The following is a 24,945-nucleotide window of genomic DNA, read 5'->3' as shown; positions in this document are numbered from 1 at the left end:
AGTTCGGCCTAAATAAGGCTAATTACCTGATAATCAAAAAATAAAACCTGTGAAAACTTTTTTTACAAATTTTAAAGAATTTTTACATAATAAAGAAATACCTTACAAATTATTTACCGTTCATCGATGATAGATTGCACTTTATCGATAATTTGACGACGTCGCGACGTTAGATTAAGCTTAGAATTCTGTATTACAGTAAATTATGTAAACTTGAAATATGTAAATGCTATTTTCAATGAGCATTTCGAGTTAACTTTATCTCAACCTAAAAAATGACAGCCATGAAAACACTTCTATCTATTTTACTGCTTACTACTTTCGGGTCATTTGCCCAAACTGTAGGGCTTACGACCGTGGCGTCAGGATTTACGAATCCTGTCGCAATTGAAAATGCTGGCGACGCACGCCTTTTCGTCGTACAACAAGGAGGCGCGATCCGAATACTGAATCCGGTAACGGGAACCATAAATCCTACGGCCTTTCTGACGCTTACAAATACGACGATTGCCACAGGTGGCGAACGCGGTTTGCTTGGACTCGCCTTTCACCCGAACTACGCGACCAACGGTTACTTTTACGTCTATTACACAAGAGCCGGAGATGGAGCGATCCAGATTTCGCGTTACACGGTCAGCGGAAATCCAGATGTAGCCGATGCGACGACAGGAACGCCAATAATCACAGTCTTGCACCCAACCAATTCGAACCACAACGGCGGAACACTGCGTTTTGGCCCGGACGGCTTCCTATATATAGGAACAGGCGATGGCGGAGGCGGAGGCGACACGTCGAACAACGCTCAGAATCTGAGCCAAAACCTTGGGAAGATGTTGCGCATCGACGTAAATTCGGCTTCTCCTTATGGAATTCCGTCTGGAAATCCTTACGTTGGAATCGCCGGAAATGATGAGATTTTCTACACCGGAATCAGAAATCCATGGAAATGGTCTTTCGATAAAACAACAGGCGATTTGTGGATAGCCGACGTGGGCCAAGGCGAAGTCGAGGAAATCAATAAATTGAGCGCACCTTTGACGCCAGGCCAGAATTTGGGTTGGAGATGTTATGAAGGAAATGTTCCTTATAACACATCGGGTTGTCCTGGAATCGCGACTTTCACTATGCCATTGACGCAATACACGCACACTGCGACGGGCGGATGTTCGATCACTGGCGGATTCGTCTATCGCGGAACGGCTTACCCTAATTTCGCCGGACGCTACTTTTTTGCAGATTATTGCACAAGCGATTTCGGATGGATCGCTCCAGGCGGAACGACAATCAACTGGATCACGAATTTGTCGACAGCCGGAAACGTGATGACTTTTGGAGAAGGTGCAAATGGGGAAATCTATGTAAACGGTGGCGGAACGATCTACAGGATCACCGATACTTCATTGGCCACAGACGACTTTGCAAGAAACGGACTGCGACTTTATCCGAACCCGAGCGAGGGCGAAGTTTTTCTCGAAGCTCCAAACTTGCCTTTCCCGGCCACTTTCCGACTGTATGAAAACACGGGCAAAATGGTCGTTCAAAGAACACTTGAAAACACGATGGCCGGACATTTCGACACGGGCGATCTGGCCAGAGGCGTTTATCTCGTTTACCTAGAAGACAGCCAAGGAAACAGTTACAAGACCAAATTGGCCATTGACTGATAACTTACACCTTAAACAAATAAAAAAAGGTTCCTCGTTTGGGGAACCTTTTTCGTTGTATTTCTATTGGTTAAATCTCGTTGAGCATTTTGGAAATCTCATCGAGTTTTGGCGTAAGGATGATTTCGATGCGACGGTTTTTGGCCTTTCCTTCGACCGAATCATTGCCTGAAATTGGAGAGAATTGGCTTCTTCCGGCGGCTGTGAGATTGCTTGGATTGATGTTTTTGTTCTCGAGCAAAATCTGCACGATTGCCGTTGAACGCTTCGTGGACAAATCCCAGTTGTCAGCGATTGGGCCGGTTCCTTGGTATTTCACGTCGTCTGTGTGGCCTTCGATCTGGACGGTGATGTCAGGATTAACTCCCAGGACTTTCCCGACTTCGGTTACCGCGCGGCGACCTTCTGTTCCGACTGCCCAACTTCCTGAACCAAAAAGCAATTTGTTCTCCATAGAAACATAGACTTTGCCGTTCTTTTGTTCGACCGTAAGACCTTTTCCTTCGAAACTGTTCAGTGCTTTTGACAAGGTTTCCTTGAGTTTTTTCATCGCCGCGTCTTTTTGAGCCATAATATTCTCGAGTTCGGCGAGTCGCTGCGAGCTTGACTGAAGATCGCCTTTGAGTTTGTCAAGACGCGCTTGTTCTGCCGCCAATGCTTTCTCCTTGGCCTCAAGTTTGGCCAAAAGTTCGCGGTTTTTGGTCATGTTCGACTGAAGCTCGTCGCTGCTGTTTTTCTCAAGTGCCGAATAAGAAGACTGCAGATTCTTGAGATTGTTCGAAGCGGCCGTGTAGTCGTTTTGCAATTTGTCGCGGTCTGATTTGGTCTTGGCCAATTCATCCTGGAGCTTTTTGTAGTCGAGGTCGAGCTGGTTTTTCTCTTTGTTCAGTCCGTCGTTTTTGTCTGCAAGGGCGTGGTTTTCCTTTTTGAGTTTGGCGTACTTGTCTTCGAGTTCGGTGTAGAGCTTTTTGGAAACGCAGCTCATCGAAAGTGCCGCCATCAAAAGTGCAACAGAGATTTTCTTGGTCATTTTGAATTTTTTTTGATTCGCTTACGGAATCTGGTTCTGCAATATATGTTTGGTTGAATTGCCGATTGGTAGAACATCGCACAACGCTTGGCGAATTTGCCCGTTGAACGATTGCCTAGCCCGGATAGCCGCGGAAATCCTTTTGCACAAGAAGGCTTGTTTTTGCCGGTTTGCGACAGCGACCGAAGGAAGCTCGTTGCAGACCGCGCAAAAACTGCGTTCTTGAAGAAAGATTGCAGCGGAAAGCCGGAAATAGCTCCTGACAAAAATAAAAACCCACATTCGGCAACCGATGCGGGTTTGGAAAAGTTATTCACTCGATTTCAACAAGCACGGGACAATGGTCCGAATGGAAAGCATCGTTGAGGATTTTGGCCTGCTGCAGCCGATGTTCCATTTCGCGCGTCACCAAAAGGTAATCGAGACGCCAGCCCTTGTTGTTCGCCCGGGCGTTTGCGCGATACGTCCACCAAGTGTAATTGTGCGGATCTTTGTTGAAATGACGGAACGAATCGATGAATCCGGAATCCATAAAAACGCCCAGCCATTCGCGCTCGCGCGGCAAAAAGCCCGAGACATTCGCGTTTCTGATCGGATCGTGAATATCGATCGCGTTGTGGCAAATGTTGTAATCGCCACCGATTATCAGGCTCGGAATTTCGCGTCTCAAATTCGTTATGTACTGGTGGAAATCGTCCATGTACTGGAATTTGTGGTCGAGACGCGCGATGTTCGTGCCTGACGGCAAATACAAACTCATGACCGAAAAATCGTAAAAATCGAGTCTCAGGTTGCGACCTTCGGCGTCCATTGTGGGGATTCCGGTTCCTCGCGCGACGTGGTTCGGTTTAATCTTGGACAGGATTGCTACGCCGGAATAGCCTTTTTTCTCTGCCGAAAAATAGTATTGGTACGGATAACCGGCTGCTGTAATGAGTTCGGTGGGAACCTGATCTTCCATGGCTTTTATTTCCTGAAGGCAGATGACGTCAGGATTTGCGTGCTTGAGCCATTCGATGAAACCTTTGTTGATTGCGGCTCTGATTCCGTTTACGTTATAGGAGATGATTTTCATTTTTGGACAGATAGAGAATAGACGGATAGATGATAGATGCTTTCGCCGTTCAAAGATAAGAATTGGAATTTTTACTCGGATTGCGATTCACGATTAGCAGTTGTTGGAATACACAAGTGCTGTCGATTCGGCAGAATGTCCATTATCTATCCGTCTATCATCCATTATCTCGATCTACTTCTGTTTCTAGACTTACGACGCTAACACCAATTATCTTTTCGATATTTTCTTTGCCAAAAAAGCCCTAATTTTTGTGAGAAATGCAAAACTAACACTCGCTTAACAAACGCTAGTTTTCCTATCTTTGCCGTTAAACCAAACTAAATGGAGCTCGTCACCTCTAAGGAAATCGCTCGTGCGATAAATGCTGACAAATACGGTGCTTTGGGAACTTTTGCCGGCTGGTTGCTGATGAAAGTGCTTCGAATTTCGACCCTCAAAAAAATCTACGATCGGCACAAGGAAGAGCCGGTCAGAGACTTTCTGAACTCGGTCATAGGCGAATTCCAGATCAAGTTTGACATTCCCGAAGAAGATTTCAAACGCCTTCCCAAAGAAGGTCCCTATATCACGATCTCGAACCATCCGCTTGGTGGCATCGACGGGATCTTGCTCCTGAAAATGATGCTTGACCGCGAGCCGAACTTCAAGATCATCGCCAACTTCCTGCTACACAGAGTCGAACCGCTCAAACCGTTTATAATGCCGGTGAATCCGTTCGAATCGCACAAAGAGAAATCGAGTGTCATAGGACTCAAAGAAACGTTCAGGCATTTGAAGGACGGACATCCGCTGGGCATGTTTCCGGCCGGAGAAGTCTCGACTTTCAAAGACGATAAATTGATGGTTGACAGACCGTGGGAAGAAGGCGCGATAAAGGTAATTCGCAAGGCGCAGGTTCCGGTTGTCCCAATTTATTTCCATGCGAAAAACAGCAGGATGTTCTATTTCCTGTCGAAGATTTCAGACACACTTCGAACGGCGAAACTACCGTCAGAGTTGTTAACGCAGAAAAAACGCGTGATTCGTGTACGCATCGGGAAACCGATTACAGTGGCCGAACAGAACGAACACGCAACGCTCGAGGAATACACCGCTTTCCTTCGCACCAAGACTTATATGTTGGCGAACGCTTTCGAGGACGATTCGGTTTTGAACGCCAACAAATTGCTTTCGGCATCGGCCAAACCGCCAAAACAAATCGTGCATCCAGCCAATCAGGACAAGATCTTGCAGGAAATCGAGATGTTGCGCGCCACCGACGATTCCTGTTTTACAAGAAGCAAAAACTACGAGGTTTACTTTACCGAAGCCGAAAAAATTCCCAACATTCTACACGAAGTCGGGCGTTTGCGCGAGATCACTTTCCGCGAGGTCGGTGAAGGCACGAATGAATCGATCGACCTGGACAAATACGACCAATATTACCACCATATGTTTTTGTGGGACGACGAGGCCAAACGCATCGCGGGCGCTTACCGCATGGGATTGGGTTCTGAAATCTATCCGAAATACGGCATCGACGGCTTCTATCTGCACGAACTTTTCCGCTTCGAACCCGAACTTTTCCCCATGATGAGCCAATCGATCGAAATGGGTCGCGCGTTCATCACATCCGAATACCAACAAAAACCGATGCCGCTTTTCCTACTCTGGAAAGGCATCGTGCACACGACTTTGCGTTACCCCGAAAACAAATTCCTGATTGGCGGCGTGAGTATTTCGAACCAATTCTCGAATTTCTCGAAATCGCTCATGATCGAGTTCATGAAGTCGCATTACTACGACCCTTACGTAGCGCAATATGTGTCTCCAAAAAAGGAATTCAAGGTAAAACTGAAGGACGCCGACAAAGATTTCGTGTTCAACGAAGCCGAGGCCGATTTGAACAAATTCGACAAAATCATCGACGAGATCGAACCGGGAAGTTTGCGTTTGCCTGTGCTCATCAAAAAGTACATCAAGCAAAACGCGAAAGTGATCGCTTTCAACGTCGATCCATTGTTCAACAATTCGGTCGATGGTTTGATGTACATCCGGATCGCCGATTTGCCTGACAGCACTGTGAAACCTGTACTTGAGGAATTCCAGGCGGAGCTTGAGCGCAAGCTGGAGAAAAAAGGCGAGATTTAGTCGCGGTTGCAGACTTTCGAAGTCTCGAAAAGAACGCTAAACTTTAACGGAATTTCTTTTGTTTTTTTGGGCGTGCCGGCGGCAGGCTTGAAAGACCGATTTTTTGATTGCGTTTATAGACGTTGAGCGCAGTCTAGGAGCCGCCGTCGGGCTGAACGGCACTCGCTTTTGCCCAGCTTTAAGGGCTGGTCAAAGAGCTTAAACAAAGCCGTCATCCCTCACGCAAACCCGAGTAAAATCCGAATTCTAGGTTTGCAATAGAAAGCACTCCTTAGAAAAACGCGGTGAAAAGGGAGTATCGCCCAAGTTATTCTTCGTCGTCGAAATCGATCTCAATATCGTCTTCGTTCGTAGCCTTGGCGTTTTTGGTAGCTTTTTGCAACGCTTCCCATTCCTTTTTGGTCAAGACGTCGTTCACGCGCAGTTTTTTGCCTTCTATCGCTTTAAGGATTTTCACGGCTCTTTCCTCGCTCTCCGGATGCGTGCTTATCCAATAAACGACGCCCGGAAGTTGCTGATTTCGCGACATTCCGTACATGAACTCGGCAAATTTCTCGACGTTGAGTTTGGCTTTGACCAAATAGTTTACCGATGTCCGGTCGGCTTCAGATTCCAGTTCGCGATCGTAAGCCGATGAAGAAAGCGCCCGTAAAACTTCGCCTCCAACCTGAGCGCCTTTTCCGCCCGTTGTCATGTTGACCAAAACCGCGAGTCCGAACTCTTTCATGAGTTTTTTCATCACGTGGTCTTTCTCGATGTGAGCGATTTCGTGCCCGATTACGCCCGCAAGTTCCGATTGGTCTTTGCAGTTTTCGATCAATCCGGTGTAAACGACCAAATGTCCATCGGGCAAAGCGAATGCGTTGATTTCGCTGCTTCGGACGATATGAAGCTTGATGTTGTCGTCGTTGATGTCGTTCTTCTCGACAAGTCTTTCGAATATCCGCTCGACGGGATCGACCACCGAATCGTTCGTGATCACGTCTTCGGTTTCCTTAATGGTTTTCCAGATGAGTTTCCCGAGTTTCTTTTCGGTCGCACCTCGGTCAAAATCGACGCTTCCGAGGAAATCGATCTGCGACAATCCGAACCAGATCGCCAAAAATATAGCAGCCAGAGCCGCGCCTTGAAGTAGTGTCTTGATCATTTGCGCACGAGTAAATTGGTGAGTCCGCCAACGAACCACAGTTCTACATGTTTTCCTTTTCGCGTCTGTACGGCCGAGTAGATCGTCGTTCCGAATTCCACGATATTGAATAGGATAATCGTAATGGCATAGGCAATGTACTCGTTGCTGATTTGCTCGTCACGGAAAATGATGGCGATCGTCCACCAGAACAATCCGCTGTTGAACGGAATCATCACAAGTTGCGAAAGCAAAGCCTGTGAACTGTGCCAGCGCACGAAATAAGTTGATTTCCTGACTGCGATCCAATAGAAAAAGGTCGCCAGTAAATTCACGACGGGCAAAGGAAGCCCGACGACAATGGCGATAAGCGACATGAGATAGCTATTCGAAGCCTTCTCTGTCTCGTGCTCGCCCGGAACGTAAGCAAATTGGGTTGTCATAATCCTTTAGATATTCCCCAAACCCAGTTGGCGACGACCAAAGCGACTAACGTGATGGCAACCGCGGGTTTGCGTAAGCGTTGTTCTGATTTTAAATAGAAATTGTAGAAAGATTGGTGGTTTTGGATTTTGTCGGATAAGATCCAAATTGGAATGAGTATCATGAAAACCGCGAGAATAATCCCAATCGGATTCATCAAAAGCGATTCCCAAAATTCACCGTGAACCAGCAATTTGAGCGCACGTGTCGCTCCACAAGAAGGGCAAGGTATCCCTGTTGCGTTCTTGAACAGGCAAACGCCGAAAGGAGATTCTTTCAGCACGAATCCGAACAGTACGAAATAAAGATACCCAGCCGCACAAGCCCACCCTGCGAGAGAGTACAACTTGTCTTTTTTCATGGTTTATCCCGCAACTTGGTTAAACGCAGCGAAGTTCTTCTCACGAGTCGCGCCCATGATCAGGAACCAGTCTACGATCTGCCAGATGCCAAGTCCGCCGCACGTGAGCAATTTCGCTACGCCAAGACCTGTATCGCCGATGTAGAAACGGTCGATTCCAAGACCGCCGGCCAATAGTGAAATGATAAGTGCAGTCGTTGGATCTTTGTAAGCTTGTGATTGGACTACAACCGCTTTCGAGTCGTCAAGATTCGTAAGACGCTCACGGATACTTGGCATTTGGTGACTTTCGAAAAACTTGGTGTTCATCATCACGAACATGTCTACTTTTTGTGCTTCCATTAGATTTGTTTGATTGGTAAGGTGAATATTTATTGATAGTCGGCGGCTAATATAGCAATTTCATTGAAAAGCCGAATCATTTGGCTGCCAGAGTTCGATTTTGTTTCCTTCCGGATCGAGAATCCACGCGAATTTCCCATAGTCATGTGCTTCAGGTTGACCGATTATCGCTATGTTTTCCGATTTCAATTGCTCCAACAAACGGTCGAGATTCTCCACTCTCAAATTTTGCATAAACGGTTTTTCGGACGGAGCATAATAAGCCGAATCTTCCTTAAAGACAGACCATTGCGTAGCACAGTCGTTTCCATTTTCATCTTTCCACCAAAACGTCCAGCCATATTGGTCGACGGGAATTCCAAGGTGTTTTGCATACCAATTCTTGAGCGTTTCCGGATCTTTCGCCTTGAAAAAAAAGCCGCCGATTCCCGTGACGCGTTTTTCCAAAGCTTCGATTTTTGGCTTCCCGAAATACAATTCCTTGATCTTGTCGACGATGACTTGCGCAAGACGTTCCTTGCTTTCCAGCGTCCAACCGGCGATATGAGGCGACAAAAGCACGTTTTCAGATTGGATCAGATAGGCTAACGCTTCGGGCATATCACCTTCAAACAGATTCTCGAAAGACAGTTTTTCGTATTCGAGCACATCGAGTCCGGCGCCGAGGATTTTCCCCGATTGCAATGCGTCGGCCAAATCTTGCGTCACGACATTTTTGCCGCGCGAAGTGTTGATCAGCCAGAACGGTTTTGCGAAAGAGGCGATAAAGTCGGCATTCACCATTTTGTCGGTTTGCTGCGTCCATGGAATATGCAGGCTCAAAACGTCGGCTTTTTGTTGTAATTCCGATAGGGAAACCTGGCGCGCATTGGCATCGGACACCTCATCCAAAATATCATGACACAAAACCTCAACGTCGAATCCACGCAGTTTTTTGGCGAACGATTTACCCATATTCCCATACCCGATAATCCCGACGGTTTTCCCATCGAGTTCGTGTCCACGGTTTTTCTCGCGGTTCCAGTGTCCCGATCTTATTTCGCGATCGGCCTGATTGAGTTTGTTGAAAAGGCTCAGAAGCATTCCCAGCGAATGTTCGCCGACGGCGTTTCGATTGCCTTCGGGCGCGGCGATAAGCGCGATTTTTTTCGATTCGGCATATGGAAGATCGATGCTTTCGAGTCCGGCTCCGACGCGTGCTATGAATTTCAGGTTCCGGGCGGAATCAAGGAACTTTTTGTCGATCTTGAACCGACTTCTTATGACAATGCCGTCGTAGTCAGCGATCTTGGCTTCTACTTGTTCTTTCGAAGACGAATAATCTTCGTGGTTCTCGAATCCGGCTTGGGCCAATTGTTGCAGTAAAATAGGATGATTGCTGTCTAAATGCAGGATCTTGGAACTCATGTGGCGCAGTTTTGCCCAAAGTTACCAAATTCGGACTATTCCTTGACGATGATCATATCGGCATAAATCCCAATATCGGCAAACCACGAATCTGACAAAAGCGAACGGCCTTTGTCGTCAACGACCTCATAGAAAATCGAACTCGGGTAAACTGTCCCGACGTTGGTCACCTTGAGCAAAAGTTTGTTGAAACCCGGTTGCAGCGGCACTTCGAAAGCCTGTCGAGAGCCGTTGATAAAAAGCTCCTTGACGAGTTTGTCGTTTACGTAAACCGCAATGCGTTCGCCGTCGATGTAAGCGCCGATGTCCTGATAATAAACCGTCACCATTGAACTCGTCACGCGAAATTCGCCCATGTGTTTGTTCATGCGCAAGTCCTTGAAATTTCCTCCGGACGCTTCTTTGTTCAGCTTGTCTGCGATCTCGTCTCCGGGATTGATGAATTTGGGTTTCGGCGCTCCAAAGTTGATTTTCTGATCGGTGTCCAAACTATAGCTTTTCGAAGGCTCGCCTTTGATGGACGGCGGAACGTAATAAGGATCGGCTTTTGGCGGAACGACTACGGGCGCGGTTGTTTTAGGCGGCAAAATTGGCGGAATGTTCAGCGAATTGTTCCCAGAATCGAGCTTTTGCGCAAAAGCAACGCCGGCAAAAAGCAAAAAGATGGGCAACAAAAATTTCATGAGGTCTGGCAAACAAGTGAGTGGGACAAAAATAACAGAGAAATCACGGCTTCGGCATCGTTTAACGAAAAATTGTATAAAACGTCTGATGCAAATACGGAGCCAAGAGTTGGCGTGGATGCGAACTTTTATCCGACGGGAAATACCAATACCAATTCGTGGATTTTGAGTCGGAAACTAGAAGCCCAAAATCAATTTGGCAATCGAGAAGTAAATCAGGATTCCGCAAATATCGTTGCTCGTCGTAATGAACGGACCAGTCGCAAGCGCTGGATCGATTCCGAATTTATCGAGCAAAATAGGGATAAAAGTGCCAATCAAAGAAGCGATCACAATCACCGAAACCAACGCGATCGTAACGATGAATCCGACGATCATTTCGACGTCGAGCAAGAAATGGCTTCCGGCGAAAAGGATGATCGCGAGAATCGATCCGTTGAGTAAACTAAGCGAGATTTCCTTGACCAATCGATTGAACAACGAACCGCTGATCGTGTTGTTGGCCAAACCCTGAACGATGATCGCCGACGATTGTACTCCGACATTTCCCGCCATCGCCGCAATCAAAGGCGTGAAGAAAAAAAGGTGTCCGTGTTCGGCCATCGCGCCTTCGAAAAGTCCTAGCACACGAACTGTGATGAATCCGCCAAGCAGTGCCAAAACCAGCCACGGCAAACGCGCTTTGGTGAGATCGAGAATGCTGTCATCCGAATCGACGTCTTGCGAGATACCGGCCGCCAACTGGTAATCTTTGTCGGCTTCGTCCTTGATTACGTCTACGATGTCGTCGATCGTGATCCTTCCGACAAGTCTTCCCATTTCGTCCACTACCGGAATCGCTTCCAAATCGTATTTCTGCATGATACGCGCGACTTCGACGTCTTCGGTATCGATCTTGACCATGTTCAGTTTCCTGATGTAAACGTCTCCGATCGCTGTTTTGGTAGAAGTCGTGAGCAAGTCTTTGAGCGAAAGTCGGCCTTTGAGCCTGTCTTCGTCGTCGACCACATAAATCGAATGGACTCGCGAAACGTTCTCGGCCTGGATTCGCATTTCTTTCACGCAGGTCAAAACGTTCCAGTTCTCGTTGACTTTCACGAGTTCCTTGTGCATCAAACCGCCGGCCGTGTGCTCGTCATAACGCAAGAGTTCGACGATGTCCTTGGCGTGTTCGACGTCCTGAAGTTCAAGGATTACTTCTTCCTTGATGTTCTGCGGAAGTTCAGAGATGATGTCGACGGCGTCGTTCGTATCGAGCGCGTCAAGTTCTTCGGCAATCTCTTTCGGGGAAAGGCGCTCGAGAATGTCCTCGCGCACTTCGTCGTCGAGTTCGAGAAGGATTTCGGCTGTTTTTTCGGTGTCGAGAACCTTGAAAATATAGGTCGCCTCGTTGGCTCCGAGTTCGTCGAGAATCTCGGCTACGTCGGCAAAGTGCATATCGTTCAACAAGGCTTCGAGTTCCTTGTCGTCTCTCGCCGTGATCAGCGATTCGATGTGAGAGATTAGCTCTTTACTGACTTTGAACTCCATCGGCCTGGATGTTTTGGGTTACCGAAATGAACTGCGCTACGTCCAGTTGCTCCGGACGGAGGTCAAAGATAGGATTTTCGCGCAATTTATCGGAAAGGCCGAAGGATTTTAAGCTGTTCCGAAGCTGTTTCCGGCGTTGGTTAAAAGCCGTTTTCACGACCCTGAAAAACAGTTTCTCGTCGCACGGAAGCGTGTAGTCTTGCTTCCGCGTCAAGCGCAAAACACCTGATTTCACTTTTGGCGGCGGATTGAAAACGGTCTCGCTCACGGTGAAAAGATAGTCGGCTTCATAGAACGCCTGAACCAAAACCGACAAGATTCCGTAAGCTTTGCTGCCTTTTTTCTCGCAAATCCTTTCGGCGACCTCTTTTTGGAACATACCCGAAAATTCGGGAATCTGGTGTCTCAATTCCAAGGCGCGGAACACGATCTGGGACGAAATGTTGTAGGGAAAGTTTCCGATGATCGCAAACGGACGATCCTCAAAAACCTCGTTGATATTGTATTTGAGAAAGTCTTTCGAGATGATTTTCCCGTGCAATTTCGGATAATGCACGTTCAGGTATTCTACCGATTCCGTATCGATCTCGATCACGTAAGTCGTGTAGTCTTTCTCGAGCAAGTATTTCGTGAGCACGCCCATTCCCGGCCCGATTTCGAGCACGTCCGAATAGTCTTTCCCGACAAGTGAATCGGCGATGTTGCGGGCAATATTCTCGTCGGTCAGAAAGTGCTGTCCGAGGTGTTTTTTGGCTTTTACCTTGTCCATCTTAAATACTTGAATGGTCAGAAATCAATTCGAGTTCGGTTCTGAACGCGAGCATCTTATCGCCCCAAAGCGCGGCACTTTCCTCTCGCAAACGAGGTGCGTCTTCCTCGTAATAGCGTTCGAGCAAATCGCGGTTTTCTGCACAGAATTGCACGGCATACGTTTGTCCGCCCATTTCTTCCTCGACCAGGACTTTTACCATTCTTGCGGTCGTGAATTTTCCGGTGGCCAAAACATCTGAAATGTGTTTGTGTTGCATCCATTCCATCCATTTGTCGTGGACAGATTCGTGTATGTTGATGGTGACGTTATAGAGTATCATGATTGAAATGTTTGGAAGTGCGAAAATTTTTTAGGTCAAAAGTTGCGGCGCGATTGGAATTTGGAATTTGATTTTTGGGATTTGGGATTTGATTGGAATTTACAACCAGCGATTTTACAAGTTCGTGTCGCCTCTTAAAGTTCGGTACTTCTTTCGCGCCTCGACGAAGTGGATGCTGTCCTGATGTTCGAAAATCATCTTCTCGTACAAAGGTTTTGCCTTTTCGGGATCTTTGAGCTTGAAATTGTAGATATCGGCCGAAAAATACAGGGCTTCGTCCACGTAAATGCCGTCGGCGTGGTTGTCGATAATGTTTTTGTACAGATTCAAAGCGGTGGTGAAATCGCCTTTTTTCTCGCAGATTTTCCCGAGTCGCAACAACGTCACGGCTTCAATCGGTTTGTCTTTGAACTCTTGCAGGATTGCCTGGAAAGCCGCTTCGGATTCCTTGGCCTTATTCTGATACAACAAATAGTCGGCGCGCGCGAACTTCTTTAAGGCGGTTTGCGTGGAATCTTCTACGGTGTTGTCCGAAACCAAAAGAAAATACTCCAAAGCATCGTTTGCGATCAATTGTGTCGAGGCCGATTTCAGCGTTTTGAATTGCGCCTGCGCCCAAGTGAAGTCACCTTTGAAATAACTCGTTCTGGCCGATTTCAGGCTGGCTTCGTGTCCGACGGGATCATTTTTGAGATCGTCCTCGATTTGGGAATAGTAAATCAACGCCTGATTGAACTTTTCCTCGAACAGCAAAATGTCGGCAAGTTCCATTTTGACTTCGGCTTGTTGATAGCGGTTGAGTTGCAACTCCAAAGATTTCTTTAGCAGATTTTTCCCGAGCTCTGGATTTTTGGTATTGAAAGTCACGAAATGCGCCTGAAGAATCTGTAGATCGAGCGTGAACGGATTGAGTCCGAATTCGTCCGTCAACTTCTTGAAGTCTAATGAAATCTGGGCGTTGTCTTTGTCTGTCGCCGAATCAACCCGCATTTTCATCAGATAAAAATTGGCCTTGACGCGCAATTCGATATCGGACGTATTGGCCAAAACCCACGTGAAAACCTCGATCGCCGTCTCGGAATCGTTCTCCTGAACCGCCAATTCGGCCAGATTCACGATGTTGTAGAACGTCTCAGGATCGCGTTTATAGATCGCTTTTTCTTGAATGAATGCCTTTCCGTATTCTTTCTGTTGCACATAAAACCAACTCAAATACTGGTTCCAGAAAATGTCCTGATTCTTTTGCGCCCGCAACAGCAAAGCCTTTCTAAGCGTATCGTTGAAATTCGCTGCGGCTTCGTCGGCCATAAAACGCGACAATTGGTTTTGCACGACAATCGAGCTGTTGGGATTCGCGTAGGCTTCGTCGAGAAACGTATTTATCATCAAATCGGTGTTGCCTTGTTGGCCGTAAAGCAATGCCATTTGGTAATTGAAGTTCATTTTCGGCTCCTTCTCGAGCGCCAATTTGTATGCTCGCAACGCGTAATCGAGCAGCGATTTTTTCTCGAAAGTCGCGGCCACGCTGTAAACGTCGCCCACATTTTGCTTGATTCTCTCTAGCGCATCCTCGTAATATTTCTTGGCTTTGGCGTCTTCTTTCTTGAGCTGGTAATTGTATCCGATCTCGACCAAAGTGCCGCCTTGCTTGTAGCGGTCGTACCGTTCGCGCAGCATTCTTTCGGCTTCCTCGAGCTGTTGCAATTGCTGGAAAGACTCGACCAATCGTTGAAAGTAAATGCTGTTCGACGGTTGGTTCTTGAGCAATTCCTGATAGCTGACTTTGGCCTTTTCAAAATCGCCTTTCTCGAAATAATTCTGGGCAAGTTGTTCGTTCTGGGCAAAAGCCGCAAGCGAAAACAGCAATGCGATAAGGGCAAATTTGAGTTTCATTTCGAGTTTCCTAGGTTTTCCAAGATAACACTTTTTTGGTCGGTTTAGTGTGGTTGGAAGTCGCAAAGATACGGGCGCGGTTGGGATTCTTTGTCAAAGTTTTGTAAATATTGCGCTTGCATTGCTTCGTTCGGCTGCTTTTGATCTCTTGGATTTGTGTTGGCCGATAGTATTGTCCAAGACTTCACTATTTTGAACTTTTTAAGGCTTGATACGGCTTACGGTGGATTTCAGATTTGTTCCGATTTTTTGGGTAGCTTTTGTTTTCGGCTTTGGGTCGCGAAGTTTTCAACTTCGCGAAGGTGTTTCCGAGTCTGCGACTCGGGCAACAAAAGTCGTGGTCGGAATCTCATAAAAAAGCCTCCCGAAATTGGAGGCTTGAATTTAGTCGATAATGTCGAAACCGGTATATTTTCGCAACACTTCCGGAATCACGATTCCTTCGGGCGTTTGATAATTCTCGATGATTCCCGCCAAAACCCTAGGAAGTGCCAATGAACTTCCGTTCAAAGTGTGAGCCAAGTGGTTCTTTCCGTCTTTGTCGCGGTAACGCAATTTGAGTCGCGTCGATTGGAATGTCTCGAAGTTTGAAACCGATGAGATTTCGAGCCAGCGATCCTGAGCTGTCGAGAAAACCTCGAAGTCGTAAGTCAAAGCTGATGCAAATCCCATATCGCCTCCGCACAGACGCAAAACGCGATACGGAAGTTTCAGTTCCTCGAGGATTTCCTTCACGTGTTCGACCATTCCGTCGAGAGCGGCGTAAGAGTTTTCAGGTTTTTCGATTCTTACGATTTCCACTTTGTCGAACTGGTGCAGACGGTTCAGTCCGCGCACGTGCGATCCGTAAGAACCGGCCTCACGGCGGAAACAAGGCGTGTAACCCGTTGCCAGCACAGGCAATTCGCTTTCGGACAAAATCACGTCTCTGTACAAGTTCGTCACCGGAACCTCAGCCGTCGGAATCAAGTACAAATCGTCCACACCAACGTGGTACATCTGGCCTTCTTTATCCGGCAATTGGCCCGTTCCGTAGCCCGAAGCCTCGTTGACCAAATGCGGAACCTGAAATTCCTTGTAACCTGCATCTGTGTTTTTGTCGAGGAAGTATGAAATCAGCGCGCGTTGCAGTTTCGCGCCCTTACCTTTATATACAGGAAATCCGGCGCCGGCGATTTTCACGCCGAGCTCGAAGTCGATAATGTCGTATTTTTTGACGAGATCCCAATGTGGTTGGGCTTCTCCATGCAATTCCGGAATTTCCCCGCTTTGGAAAATAGTCTCGTTTTCCTCGGGCGTTTTGCCAAAAGGCACGATGTCGGCCGGAGTGTTTGGGAGCGTGTAAAGTTTGGTGGTCAAATCGTGCGCGAACACATCGAGTTTTTCGCCCAGATCTTTGCTTTTTTCTTTTAGGGCGACCGTTTTCTCTTTGAGGATCGCGGCTTTCGATTTCTCTCCGTTTCTCATCAATTCACCGATGTCTTTGGACAGCTTGTTCGATTCGGCCAAGGTGTTGTCGAGTTCTACTTGTGTAGCGCGTCGGTTTTCGTCGAGGGCGACTACTTCGGCTACGGTGGCGGCGGCGTCAATATTGCGCTTGGCCAGTGCGTCGATCACTTTTTGCTGGTTCTCGCGAATGTAAGCTATTTGTAACATGGCGTTTTTGTTGATTTTTTTCGATGAGTGGCAAATTTAGTCAATTGTTTTTATGGTTGAAGATTTTGGACAGATTTCGTTATCGGGATGAAATTTGGTTTTTTTGCTCGCGGACACACAGATCAAAAATCGAAAAAACCGAGTGCTTTCAACCGTAATTTTGGGCGATGTGGTTTTGTAGTGTTGGGCGAAAAAACACATCAATTTGCGAGGTTTGCCAGACCTGTTAGGTTTTATCAAACCTAACAGGTCTTGGCAAGTTCGGGCATAAAAACACATCAGCCTTACAGATTTTCTGTAGTTTTTGTTAAACTTTTGGCGTCATGAAAATGATTGTAGTTTCATGGAAAATCGCAGTTGGTTTCTCCAAAACCTAGCCCCGATCGCAGCGGCAGCCCCGAAGTTTCGCCACCGTGTTTTTGCCGCAGTTTTGACAGCGACCAACGGAAGCTCGTCAAAACGCGTGCAAAAACCGGTTGGGAAACGAGGGCTACAGCGAAGAGCGGGATTTGGCTCCTAAAAAACCCGTGAACTTGAAGACCGCGTTAATCTTATTACGGCATTAACATCTTGATTTTCAAATATTGATTACTTTCGCTAAAATTTTCAAATTTCAATGAAAAAACTATACTTTTTGGGGTTGCTTTTTGCGGTATCCGCTTTTGGACAAAATCCGGTGGAGCGCATTGCCCAAATCGCGGAATCGGAGATGAAATCGGCTAACGCACTTATGTCGGTTCAGGCAAATCCGAACACTTTGAACTACGATATCACTTACCACAAGCTCGAGTTTATGGTGAATCCTTCGGAATATTTTATCTCCGGAAAAGTCACCACGACTTACACGGCTTTGGCTGCGATGACGAACATCCACTTCGATTTGACAAATTCGCTAACGGTGAGTTCGGTGAAATTCGGTGCGGCGAACCTTACTTTCAGCCAGACGAACTCTGAGTTGATCGTGAATTTCACGACGCCCCAAGCTGTGGGCACTTCGCGTACTTTGGAAATCACTTATTCGGGCGCGCCAGCATTCAATCAGGATTCGTTTACGACCGAAGAACACAATGGTTCACCTGTTTTATACACGCTTTCGGAGCCGTTTGGAGCTCGCGATTGGTGGCCTTGCAAACAGGATTTGAACGACAAGGTGAACAGCATCGACGTTTACATTACCGCTCCTTCGCAATACGTCGCCGTTTCTAACGGACTTGAGGTTGGACAAACTACTTCAGGAGCAAACAAGACCACACATTTTCACCACGGTTACCCGATTCCGGCTTATCTGATCGCCATCGCGGTGACGAATTACACGGTATTTACCCAAACCGCAGGCACGGCGCCAAACGAATTTCCTATCGTGAACTATGTCTATCCCGAAAATCTTGCGGCGGCCCAAACAGGTTTCGCACAAACGCCGGGAATCATGGATTTGTATGAGGAACTGTTTGAGACCTATCCGTTCTCGAACGAAAAATACGGACACGCCCAATTTGGTTACGGCGGCGGAATGGAACACACGACAGTTTCGTTCATGGCCGGATTCTGGAGAGAATTGGTCGCGCACGAACTCGGCCACCAATGGTTTGGCGACAAAGTCACGTGCGGAAGCTGGAAAGACATTTGGCTGAACGAAGGCTTCGCGACGTACATGTCAGGCTTGGTCGTCGAGCACATGGACGGAATTCCGCAATTCGTGGAATGGAAATCAGACTTGATAAACAACATCACTTCGAACCCGAACGGCGCGGTTTACCTCACAGATCTTGAAGCCACGAACGTGAGCCGCATTTTCTCGAGCCGACTCAGCTACAACAAAGGCGCGATGGTCGTGGAAATGTTGCGTTGGAAATTGGGCGACACAGCATTCTACCAAGGTTTGAGAAATTACTTAGCCGATCCGGATCACGCCTATGCCTACGCACTTACCACAGATTTGCAAGCGCATCTGGAAGCGGCGTCAGGCCAGGATTTGGACGGATTTTTCGACGACTGGGTTTTCAAGCAAGGTTATCCGACGTATGCGATCACGGCCGCGAATTGGTCTGGCGGGATTTGCCATTTGACGGTGAACCAAACGCAGTCGAACGCCTCGGTCAGTTTTTTCGAAATGCCCGTTCCGGTGCGCGTTTTTGGCGCAGGCGGACAGCAACTTGACTTGGTTTTGAACAATACTTTCAACGGACAGACTTTCGACATGCCGGTTCCATTTGCCGTGACTGCGATTCAGTTCGATCCTCAAAAACACATCATTTCCCGCGATAGCAATGCGTCTTTGGGCGTGGCGAATTTTACGACTTTAGCCGGAGCGAACATTTATCCGAATCCTGCGAAAGACATTTTGAACGTGAATTTGCCTACTGGCGTAAACTTGAGGAAAGCGGTGGTTACCAATCCGCTTGGGCAGGTTGTTTTGGAAGGAAATTCCGATGAGCTGAATGTTTCAGGATTGCCATCTGGCGTACATTTCGTAACGGTTTATACCGATGGCGGAAATCGCACGTTCAAGTTTGTGAAAGAGTAAAGACTTTGTCAGATATAAAAGATCCGCTGCAAACAACAGCGGATTTTTTCGTTTTTGCAGATGTCGTATCGGATTTGCCAACGAATTTTCTGTCCGAAACCATCCGAAAACCTATGCCACAAATTCCCTTCCCCAATTATACAACTCATTGATTATAGGTTCGAGCTTTCGGCCTTTTTCGGTCAAGTCGTATTCGACAGTCGGCGGAACGGTCGCGAAAACCTGTCGCGTCACGATCTTGTTTTCTTCCATATTCTTGAGTTCCTTGACCAGCATTCTCGTGTTGATTCCGGGAATCATCCGCTCCAATTGACTGAAACGCATCTTTCCCGAGAACAAGGCGTAGATGATTGACATTGACCATTTTCCGCCGATTACGCCCAAAATTTCCTGAAGCGCGCACTTCTCCTGAACTTTTTTCAACATCTTTTCGCTCATAACCATCTGATTTTAACCAAGCCTTTACTTTTTGTTATTACTTAACATTCGTGTAACTACTTGCAAAAGTAAAGTATTGAATCTAGTTTTGCTGCCAAATCAACAAGATATATGGAAAATTCACTTCAAGGAAAAATCGCTTTGGTAACTGGCGGCACAAAAGGCATCGGAAAAGCCATAGCGGACAAACTCAGCGAGTCCGGAGCGAAAGTCATCGTAACGGCGAGAACGCATCCGACAGAACAAATCGGAAATCACTTTATCAAATCAGATCTTGTCCAACCCGAAAGCGCCCAAATCATCGCTCGGGAAATCCTCGAAAAATTCGGCAAAATCGACATCATCGTAAACAACGCCGGCGCCAATTTGAGTCCGGGCGGCGGTTTCAATTCCCTCACCGACGAACATTGGAATAACGAAATCCAACTCAACCTGATGTCGGCGATTCGCGTCAACAAAGCGCTTCTGCCTGCGATGATTTCCCAGAAAAGCGGCGTGATCATAAACATTTCGACAGGCGCGGCCACCAAACCGATTTGGGAAATGACGATGGCTTATTCTACGGCAAAAGCGGCGTTGAACATGTACAGCAAAGCCTTGTCGAACGAAGTCGGGCCAAGCGGAATTCGCGTCAACACGGTTTCGCCCGGCGTCGTGAAAACACCGCTGATGCAGGAATTTATCGAGAGTATCGCCAAATCATCGAACACGACTGTCGACGAAGCTTACGACACCGTTATGGAAAAAGTGGGCTACGTACCGCTTGGAAGAATGGCGGAATCTGAGGAAATCGCAAACTTGGTCGCGTTCTTGGTTTCGTCCGAAGCGCGCTATATTACGGGCGTGAACTATCACGTCGACGGCGGGACTCTGGCCGTGGTCTGATTTGGATCGGAGACAATTATATGGAACAGTTTTATCGGACGCTAACCGCTTTTGAAACTTTAAGATTTTTTACAGATTTTCTGTAATCGGAAATGTCGCGACTTCCTTACTTTTCTAACCCTGTCAGGGTTATAAACAGTGACAGGGTTAGAGTAGAATCGGGAAATTTACCGCGCCAAAAAAGCAAGCAAAGGTGAAATAAACTGCGGATAAGCCTCGATATGAGGCAAATGGCCAACGCCATCGATCTCGACCAATTCGGAACCTTTGATTTTCGCCTTGGTTTCGCGTCCCAATTTTGGATAATTGCCAAGCGTTTCCTGAACGTCTTTCGGAGCTTTCGCTTTCCCCAAAGCCGTGCGGTCGCGCTGTCCGATGATAAGCAACGTCGGAACGTTCAAATTCCCGAATTCATAAACCACGGGCTGCGTGAAAATCATGTCATACGTCAAGGCCGCGTTTTTGGCGATGACCGGATATTCCTTGTTCACCGTCCAACCGGCAAGCAATTGCACGCCTTTTTCATATTTGGGTTTCCACTTGTTGTCGTAGTAAAATTTGAGCTGATAGTCTTTGATCGACCGGTAATTCTGCTTGAGTTCCGCCTGATACCAATCGTCGACCGTTTGATAAGGCACGACCGTTTTCCAATCTTCCAACCCGATCGGATTTTCGAGGATCAACTTTTCGACCTTTTCAGGAAACATCAGCGCGAATCTAGTCGCGAGCATTCCGCCCATCGAATGCCCCAAAACGACGACTTTATCGATTTTCAATTCGTCCAAGATCGCTTTCGTATTCAAGGCCAAAAGCTGGAAACTGTATTGGATGTCAATTGGTTTGTCCGATTTCCCAAAACCGATCTGATCCGGAATCACAACCCGAAAACCCGCTTTGGACAAGTCTTTAGCGGTCTGTTCCCAATAATATCCGGCGAAATTCTTTCCGTGCAAAAGCAAGACCGTTTTTCCGTTCGGCTTGGCTGAAACCACGTCCATGTACGCCATTTTCAAGGTTTTGCCCTGAATCTGCAACGCGATTTCCTTGACCGCGAACGGATACTCGACGTTTTCCAACCGCAATCCGTTTTCCTTGACGTTCTGGCCAAATGCGAAAAATCCGACCAACAAAAACAAAACTAATTTCTTCATGACTTTTACTTTTTTGGGCGCGTCCCCGCCGCGGAAAATCCGGTGAAAAAAAAGCGACATTTTGCTGCGGCGCGGTCGGGCTGCAGGCACTCGCTTTTTGCCCGGAAATCCTAAAACCCGAAAACAAAATTTTGTTTGGGCAAAAGAGCTCAGACAATGCCGGCATCCCTCGCGCAAACCAGTATAAATCAAGCGATAGTCGTGACCAAGCCGCCATCGGCGCGAACCGACGTCCCGTTTGTAGCCGAAGACAAAGGACTGGCCAAGTACACGATCATATTGGCGATCTCGTCCGGTTCGGCAAACCGCCTAATCAACGAACTCGGGCGCGCGTTCTCGAAAAATTCCTTTTCCTTTCGCGCCTTGTTGTTTGCGTCCAAATCGATGAAATCGGTCAAACCTTCAGAAGCCGTCGGGCCGGGCAAAACGCTGTTCACGGTCACGTTCGAGTTTTTGGTCAACTGCGCCAAACCACGAGCTACGGCCAATTGCGCCGTTTTGGTCATGCCGTAATGGATCATTTCCTCGGGAATATTCAACGCGCTTTCCGAAGAAACGAAAATGATTCTTCCCCAATTTTTCCGGAGCATTTTCGGGAAATAATGGCGCGACAGGCGAACGCCGCTCATCACGTTGACCTCGAAGAACCGGAACCAATCGTCATCTCGAATATCGACGAAATCCACAGGTTGAAAAATCCCGACGTTGTTGACCAAAATATCGACTTCGGGCAACTTTTCCAAAAGCGCATTTATGGCTTCGGGATTCGAGAAATCGCAGCGAATTCCTTCCACTTGCGCTTCGGGAACTTCTTGTTTCAACCGCTCGATCGCTTCGTCGATCCCGGCTTGCTTTCTTCCGTTTATGAAGACTTTCGCGCCTTCCTTGGCCAAGAGTTTCGCCGTGGCAAAACCTATTCCGGCGGTCGATCCTGTGACGAGAGCCGTTTTGTTTTTGAGTTGTAAATCCATGATCTTGAAAATTTCCGGCCGAAACCGCATCGTGAAATCAGTGTACCAATTCGCCGCTCCAAACCTCGAGCAAACCTTGTGATTTGCCGTAAACAGGATCGTTTTCGGGCATCGCAACATTGGCGATATTCTCGTCGGCTTTTGGACGTTCTCCGGGTTCGCCTCTCAAAACGTCATAATCGCAACCGTTCGGATAAGCGCCAACAACGGCAAAGTCCTCCGATTGCGTAACGCGCCGGTGTCCGACTCCGGCCGGAATCACGACGACATCTCCAGCTTCAACCTCGAATTTTTCACCGCTTTCACCTCCAAATTGCAAAACTGCATCTCCCTGATAAATCCCGATCACTTCGTGCGTGATGCTGTGGTAATGATGGTAATCGTACACGCCGTTTTTCCATGCATTGCGCCATCCGAAGTCGCGAAAATGCGCGATTATGGCATCGGCGTCGATGTAGTCTTCCTCGAAAACGCCTTTGTAAAGCAAAAGCGGCAAGTTGCTGTTCGGGATTTTCCCGTCGTCTTTGAAAGTGAAAGTGTGTGGTTTCATGGTGGCAGTTTTAGTTTAGGCGTTGTAGTTGTCGTTGTTTATGTCGTGCGCACTTGTCGCGGCAATGTCTCGTTTTTGAGTCCGGCGATCGCGTTCTTGGCAGAAAGTTCGGCCATGGCGTTTCGCGTTTCTATGGTTGAAGATCCGATGTGCGGCAAAATGCACACATTGGGAAAATCGAGCAATTCGTCGTTTTTGTCCATCGGTTCGGGATCTGTGACGTCCAGACCTGCGCCCCAAATCGTGCCGTTTTCGAGTGCTTTTTTAAGATCCGATTGGTTATGTATTGGGCCGCGTGCGGTGTTTACGAAAATCGCGGTAGGTTTCATTTTGGCGAATGCTTGCTCGTCGAAAACTTTCTCGGTTTCCTTGGTCAAATTCGCGTGAACCGAGATCACATCTGACTTTTCGAGCAATTCGTCAAACAAGACTTTTCTCGCCTTGAGCTGGGATTCAGCTTTTTCGTTGGCGCTTCGGTTGTGGTACAAAATGTCCATCGCAAAAGCGCCTTTCGACGATCTGGCCATTTCGTATCCGATGTTTCCGAGGCCGAAAATCCCCAGCGTTTTTCTCTGTAAATCCTGACCCAGATCCTGCAAAGGATCAAAAAATTCCCAACCGCCTTTCGCGATTCTCTTGTGATGGTGAAACGCCTTCCTCGCCGTGGCTTGCATGAGCAAAAACGCAGTATCTGCTGTAGCTTTGCTCAAGACTTCGGGCGTGTTTCCAACTGGAATTCCCAGTTCGTTCGCTTTCTTGATGTCGACATTGTCGTATCCGACCGAAAACAGCGAAATCACCTTCAAATGCTTGCAGGCTTCGAGAAATTTGGCGTCCAATGTCGTTCTCCCGACAGCCAGAAGCGCATCCGCTTGACGGCACTTATCGATAAGCTCGTCTTGCGTCAAATCGCGTTTTTCCAGCCATTGTTCCACCTCGATTCCGGCCTTTTTAAAAAGCGCAAGACCGATTTCCGGGAATTGTCTGGTGATGAAAACTTTCATTTAGTACGTGCTTGCTTCGTTGAGTTGCTGGATGTTTTCGTGCGTGAGTTCCAAATTTGGGGCGGCGATGATGCTGTCGAGTTGTTGCACGCTCGTCGCGCTTACGATTGGGGCGGTAATCGATGGACGGTTTATCAGCCAGGCCAATGCCACGGCGGCCGGAGTCGAATTGTGCAAGCTCGAGACTTCGTCCAAAGCGTTTAGTATTTTGAGGCCGCGATCGTCGAAATATTTGTCCATGTCGCCACCGCGCGGACTTTTGTTCAAGTCTTCCTTGGTGCGATATTTTCCTGTGAGAAAGCCGCTTTCCAGAGAGAAATATGTGATTACGCCCAATTTTTGTTCGAGCGCAATCGGTTCAAATTGTTTCTCGTAAGCTTCTCTTGCGTACAAATTGTAATGCGGCTGAAGCGTCTGGTATTTCGGGTAGTGTTTTTCGTCAGATTTGGCCAAAGATTGCAACAACCGTTCTGGCGTCATGTTCGAAGCGCCAATCTCACGCACTTTTCCATCTTTCACCAATTGGTCGTAGGCCGACAGCGTGTCATCGACGGAAGTGTCATCGTCGTCGAAATGCGTCTGGTACAAGTCGATGTAATCTGTTTTGAGTCTTGTCAATGAAGCTTCGACCGCTCGCAAAATGTAGTCTTTTTTGAGGGATTTGCCTTCGCCCATGTCGCTTCCGACCTTTGTCATAAGCACGACAGCATCGCGGTTTCCTCTCGATTTAAGCCAATTTCCTATCACTTTCTCAGATTCGCCTCCCGAATTTCCGGGCGCCCATCTCGAGTACACGTCGGCGGTGTCGATTGCGTTGAAACCCGCACCAACGAACGCGTCGAGGATTTCGAAAGATTTGTTTTCGTCGATCGTCCATCCGAAGACGTTGCCTCCGAAGACGATCGGGTAAATATTTAAGTCGCTTTGTCCTAGTTGTCTTTTTTGCAT

23 protein-coding genes and 1 pseudogene are annotated in these 24,945 nt (G+C 47.5%); 4 read left to right on the top strand and 20 right to left on the bottom strand.

The window, feature by feature from the left end; translation table 11 throughout:
- Positions 1–284: 284 nt before the first annotated feature.
- Entirely contained in the window at positions 285–1,664 is a 1,380-nt protein-coding gene (locus EOO49_RS02945) for a PQQ-dependent sugar dehydrogenase (protein ID WP_290842570.1), read from the top strand.
- Between the two features lie 70 nt (positions 1,665–1,734).
- On the opposite strand, the gene EOO49_RS02940 is transcribed toward EOO49_RS02945, so the two are convergent.
- Together EOO49_RS02940 and EOO49_RS02935 are read right to left on the bottom strand one after the other, a co-directional pair.
- On the bottom strand, positions 1,735–2,694 hold the full coding sequence (locus tag EOO49_RS02940; protein WP_290842568.1) for an OmpA family protein: 960 nt from the start codon (positions 2,692–2,694) through the stop codon (positions 1,735–1,737).
- A gap of 313 nt (positions 2,695–3,007) precedes the next feature.
- The gene (locus EOO49_RS02935) at positions 3,008–3,769 is read right to left on the bottom strand and encodes an exodeoxyribonuclease III (protein ID WP_290842566.1); all 762 of its coding nucleotides are present in this window, start codon (positions 3,767–3,769) and stop codon (positions 3,008–3,010) included.
- Between the two features lie 324 nt (positions 3,770–4,093).
- On the opposite strand from EOO49_RS02935, the gene EOO49_RS02930 reads away from it, so the two are divergent.
- Positions 4,094–5,902, top strand: coding sequence for a lysophospholipid acyltransferase family protein (locus tag EOO49_RS02930; RefSeq protein WP_290842564.1), 1,809 nt, complete (start codon positions 4,094–4,096; stop codon positions 5,900–5,902).
- Between the two features lie 307 nt (positions 5,903–6,209).
- Here EOO49_RS02930 and EOO49_RS02925 read toward each other — a convergent pair whose 3' ends face one another.
- From EOO49_RS02925 to serS, 12 genes and pseudogenes are all read right to left on the bottom strand, one after another.
- Positions 6,210–7,049: a M48 family metallopeptidase gene (locus EOO49_RS02925; RefSeq protein WP_290842562.1), complete on the bottom strand. Its 840-nt coding sequence runs from the start codon at positions 7,047–7,049 to the stop codon at positions 6,210–6,212.
- The gene (locus EOO49_RS02920) at positions 7,046–7,471 is read right to left on the bottom strand and encodes a hypothetical protein (protein ID WP_290842560.1); all 426 of its coding nucleotides are present in this window, start codon (positions 7,469–7,471) and stop codon (positions 7,046–7,048) included. The genes EOO49_RS02925 and EOO49_RS02920 overlap by 4 nt, the downstream gene beginning before the upstream one ends.
- A complete protein-coding gene (locus EOO49_RS02915; protein WP_290842559.1) occupies positions 7,468–7,872 on the bottom strand; it encodes a DUF2752 domain-containing protein in 405 nt (134 codons plus the stop codon). Before EOO49_RS02915 ends, EOO49_RS02920 begins: the two co-directional genes overlap by 4 nt.
- A gap of 3 nt (positions 7,873–7,875) precedes the next feature.
- Positions 7,876–8,214, bottom strand: coding sequence for a TM2 domain-containing protein (locus EOO49_RS02910; protein ID WP_290842557.1), 339 nt, complete (start codon positions 8,212–8,214; stop codon positions 7,876–7,878).
- A gap of 60 nt (positions 8,215–8,274) precedes the next feature.
- Positions 8,275–8,661, bottom strand: a complete 387-nt coding sequence (locus EOO49_RS19295; protein WP_366927230.1) for a VOC family protein — start codon at positions 8,659–8,661, stop codon at positions 8,275–8,277.
- Positions 8,662–8,676: 15 nt separating this feature from the next.
- Positions 8,677–9,621, bottom strand: a pseudogene (locus EOO49_RS02905) (2-hydroxyacid dehydrogenase); the annotation flags it as partial.
- 35 nt (positions 9,622–9,656) lie between these two features.
- Positions 9,657–10,304, bottom strand: coding sequence for a hypothetical protein (locus EOO49_RS02900; RefSeq protein ID WP_290842555.1), 648 nt, complete (start codon positions 10,302–10,304; stop codon positions 9,657–9,659).
- Positions 10,305–10,481: 177 nt separating this feature from the next.
- Positions 10,482–11,834 (bottom strand): magnesium transporter, encoded by a 1,353-nt coding sequence (gene mgtE, locus EOO49_RS02895; RefSeq protein ID WP_290842553.1) that lies wholly within the window; start codon positions 11,832–11,834, stop codon positions 10,482–10,484.
- Complete coding sequence (rsmA, locus tag EOO49_RS02890; RefSeq protein WP_290842551.1) at positions 11,815–12,603, bottom strand: 16S rRNA (adenine(1518)-N(6)/adenine(1519)-N(6))-dimethyltransferase RsmA; 789 nt, start codon at positions 12,601–12,603, stop codon at positions 11,815–11,817. The genes mgtE and rsmA overlap by 20 nt, the downstream gene beginning before the upstream one ends.
- A 1-nt stretch (position 12,604) precedes the next feature.
- Positions 12,605–12,925, bottom strand: coding sequence for a DUF4286 family protein (locus EOO49_RS02885; RefSeq protein WP_290842549.1), 321 nt, complete (start codon positions 12,923–12,925; stop codon positions 12,605–12,607).
- A gap of 114 nt (positions 12,926–13,039) precedes the next feature.
- Positions 13,040–14,818, bottom strand: a complete 1,779-nt coding sequence (locus EOO49_RS02880; RefSeq protein ID WP_290842547.1) for a tetratricopeptide repeat protein — start codon at positions 14,816–14,818, stop codon at positions 13,040–13,042.
- A 384-nt stretch (positions 14,819–15,202) separates the two neighbouring features.
- Positions 15,203–16,474 carry a serine--tRNA ligase gene (gene serS / locus EOO49_RS02875; RefSeq protein WP_290842545.1) on the bottom strand — a complete coding sequence of 424 codons (1,272 nt, stop codon included), beginning with the start codon at positions 16,472–16,474 and terminating at the stop codon, positions 15,203–15,205.
- Positions 16,475–17,090: 616 nt separating this feature from the next.
- Here serS and EOO49_RS02870 point away from each other — a divergent pair.
- Complete coding sequence (locus EOO49_RS02870) at positions 17,091–18,998, top strand: M1 family aminopeptidase (RefSeq protein WP_290842543.1); 1,908 nt, start codon at positions 17,091–17,093, stop codon at positions 18,996–18,998.
- A gap of 111 nt (positions 18,999–19,109) precedes the next feature.
- Here EOO49_RS02870 and EOO49_RS02865 read toward each other — a convergent pair whose 3' ends face one another.
- Positions 19,110–19,436 carry a helix-turn-helix domain-containing protein gene (locus EOO49_RS02865; RefSeq protein ID WP_290842541.1) on the bottom strand — a complete coding sequence of 109 codons (327 nt, stop codon included), beginning with the start codon at positions 19,434–19,436 and terminating at the stop codon, positions 19,110–19,112.
- 111 nt (positions 19,437–19,547) lie between these two features.
- Between EOO49_RS02865 and EOO49_RS02860 the strand changes: the two genes are divergently transcribed.
- Positions 19,548–20,321 carry an SDR family oxidoreductase gene (locus EOO49_RS02860; RefSeq protein WP_290842540.1) on the top strand — a complete coding sequence of 258 codons (774 nt, stop codon included), beginning with the start codon at positions 19,548–19,550 and terminating at the stop codon, positions 20,319–20,321.
- A gap of 167 nt (positions 20,322–20,488) precedes the next feature.
- Here the strand turns inward: EOO49_RS02860 and EOO49_RS02855 are convergent, their stop codons facing one another.
- The 5 genes from EOO49_RS02855 to EOO49_RS02835 all read right to left on the bottom strand — a co-directional run bounded on the left by EOO49_RS02855 (position 20,489) and on the right by EOO49_RS02835 (position 24,945).
- Positions 20,489–21,472 carry an alpha/beta hydrolase gene (locus EOO49_RS02855; RefSeq protein ID WP_290842539.1) on the bottom strand — a complete coding sequence of 328 codons (984 nt, stop codon included), beginning with the start codon at positions 21,470–21,472 and terminating at the stop codon, positions 20,489–20,491.
- 188 nt (positions 21,473–21,660) lie between these two features.
- Complete coding sequence (locus tag EOO49_RS02850) at positions 21,661–22,443, bottom strand: SDR family oxidoreductase (RefSeq protein ID WP_290842537.1); 783 nt, start codon at positions 22,441–22,443, stop codon at positions 21,661–21,663.
- Between the two features lie 37 nt (positions 22,444–22,480).
- The gene (locus EOO49_RS02845; RefSeq protein ID WP_290842536.1) at positions 22,481–22,993 is read right to left on the bottom strand and encodes a cupin domain-containing protein; all 513 of its coding nucleotides are present in this window, start codon (positions 22,991–22,993) and stop codon (positions 22,481–22,483) included.
- A gap of 38 nt (positions 22,994–23,031) precedes the next feature.
- Positions 23,032–23,997 carry a D-glycerate dehydrogenase gene (locus EOO49_RS02840; RefSeq protein WP_290842535.1) on the bottom strand — a complete coding sequence of 322 codons (966 nt, stop codon included), beginning with the start codon at positions 23,995–23,997 and terminating at the stop codon, positions 23,032–23,034.
- A complete protein-coding gene (locus EOO49_RS02835) occupies positions 23,998–24,945 on the bottom strand; it encodes an aldo/keto reductase (RefSeq protein WP_290842534.1) in 948 nt (315 codons plus the stop codon).

The sequence above is a fragment of the Flavobacterium sp. genome (genome assembly GCF_004295795.1).
Classification (GTDB): Bacteria; Bacteroidota; Bacteroidia; order Flavobacteriales; family Flavobacteriaceae; genus Flavobacterium.
The sequence above is the reverse complement of the archived record's forward strand: the minus strand, read 5'-3'. Positions and strand labels throughout refer to the sequence as shown.

Excerpts from the sequence above, each read along its gene's own strand:
- EOO49_RS02940 (WP_290842568.1), bottom strand. The coding sequence starts at position 2,694 with ATGACCAAGAAAATCTCTGTTGCACTTTTGATGGCGGCACTTTCGATG.
- EOO49_RS02910 (WP_290842557.1), bottom strand. The coding sequence starts at position 8,214 with ATGGAAGCACAAAAAGTAGACATGTTCGTGATGATGAACACCAAGTTT.
- EOO49_RS02930 (WP_290842564.1), top strand. The coding sequence starts at position 4,094 with ATGGAGCTCGTCACCTCTAAGGAAATCGCTCGTGCGATAAATGCTGAC.
- EOO49_RS02925 (WP_290842562.1), bottom strand. The coding sequence starts at position 7,049 with ATGATCAAGACACTACTTCAAGGCGCGGCTCTGGCTGCTATATTTTTG.
- EOO49_RS02840 (WP_290842535.1), bottom strand. The coding sequence starts at position 23,997 with ATGAAAGTTTTCATCACCAGACAATTCCCGGAAATCGGTCTTGCGCTT.
- mgtE (WP_290842553.1), bottom strand. The coding sequence starts at position 11,834 with ATGGAGTTCAAAGTCAGTAAAGAGCTAATCTCTCACATCGAATCGCTG.
- EOO49_RS02845 (WP_290842536.1), bottom strand. The coding sequence starts at position 22,993 with ATGAAACCACACACTTTCACTTTCAAAGACGACGGGAAAATCCCGAAC.
- EOO49_RS02870 (WP_290842543.1), top strand. The coding sequence starts at position 17,091 with ATGAAAAAACTATACTTTTTGGGGTTGCTTTTTGCGGTATCCGCTTTT.
- EOO49_RS02935 (WP_290842566.1), bottom strand. The coding sequence starts at position 3,769 with ATGAAAATCATCTCCTATAACGTAAACGGAATCAGAGCCGCAATCAAC.
- EOO49_RS02855 (WP_290842539.1), bottom strand. The coding sequence starts at position 21,472 with ATGAAGAAATTAGTTTTGTTTTTGTTGGTCGGATTTTTCGCATTTGGC.
- EOO49_RS02865 (WP_290842541.1), bottom strand. The coding sequence starts at position 19,436 with ATGAGCGAAAAGATGTTGAAAAAAGTTCAGGAGAAGTGCGCGCTTCAG.
- rsmA (WP_290842551.1), bottom strand. The coding sequence starts at position 12,603 with ATGGACAAGGTAAAAGCCAAAAAACACCTCGGACAGCACTTTCTGACC.
- serS (WP_290842545.1), bottom strand. The coding sequence starts at position 16,474 with ATGTTACAAATAGCTTACATTCGCGAGAACCAGCAAAAAGTGATCGAC.
- EOO49_RS02835 (WP_290842534.1), bottom strand. The coding sequence starts at position 24,945 with ATGCAAAAAAGACAACTAGGACAAAGCGACTTAAATATTTACCCGATC.
- EOO49_RS02920 (WP_290842560.1), bottom strand. The coding sequence starts at position 7,471 with ATGACAACCCAATTTGCTTACGTTCCGGGCGAGCACGAGACAGAGAAG.
- EOO49_RS02945 (WP_290842570.1), top strand. The coding sequence starts at position 285 with ATGAAAACACTTCTATCTATTTTACTGCTTACTACTTTCGGGTCATTT.
- EOO49_RS02880 (WP_290842547.1), bottom strand. The coding sequence starts at position 14,818 with ATGAAACTCAAATTTGCCCTTATCGCATTGCTGTTTTCGCTTGCGGCT.
- EOO49_RS02915 (WP_290842559.1), bottom strand. The coding sequence starts at position 7,872 with ATGAAAAAAGACAAGTTGTACTCTCTCGCAGGGTGGGCTTGTGCGGCT.
- EOO49_RS02900 (WP_290842555.1), bottom strand. The coding sequence starts at position 10,304 with ATGAAATTTTTGTTGCCCATCTTTTTGCTTTTTGCCGGCGTTGCTTTT.
- EOO49_RS02850 (WP_290842537.1), bottom strand. The coding sequence starts at position 22,443 with ATGGATTTACAACTCAAAAACAAAACGGCTCTCGTCACAGGATCGACC.
- EOO49_RS02860 (WP_290842540.1), top strand. The coding sequence starts at position 19,548 with ATGGAAAATTCACTTCAAGGAAAAATCGCTTTGGTAACTGGCGGCACA.
- EOO49_RS02885 (WP_290842549.1), bottom strand. The coding sequence starts at position 12,925 with ATGATACTCTATAACGTCACCATCAACATACACGAATCTGTCCACGAC.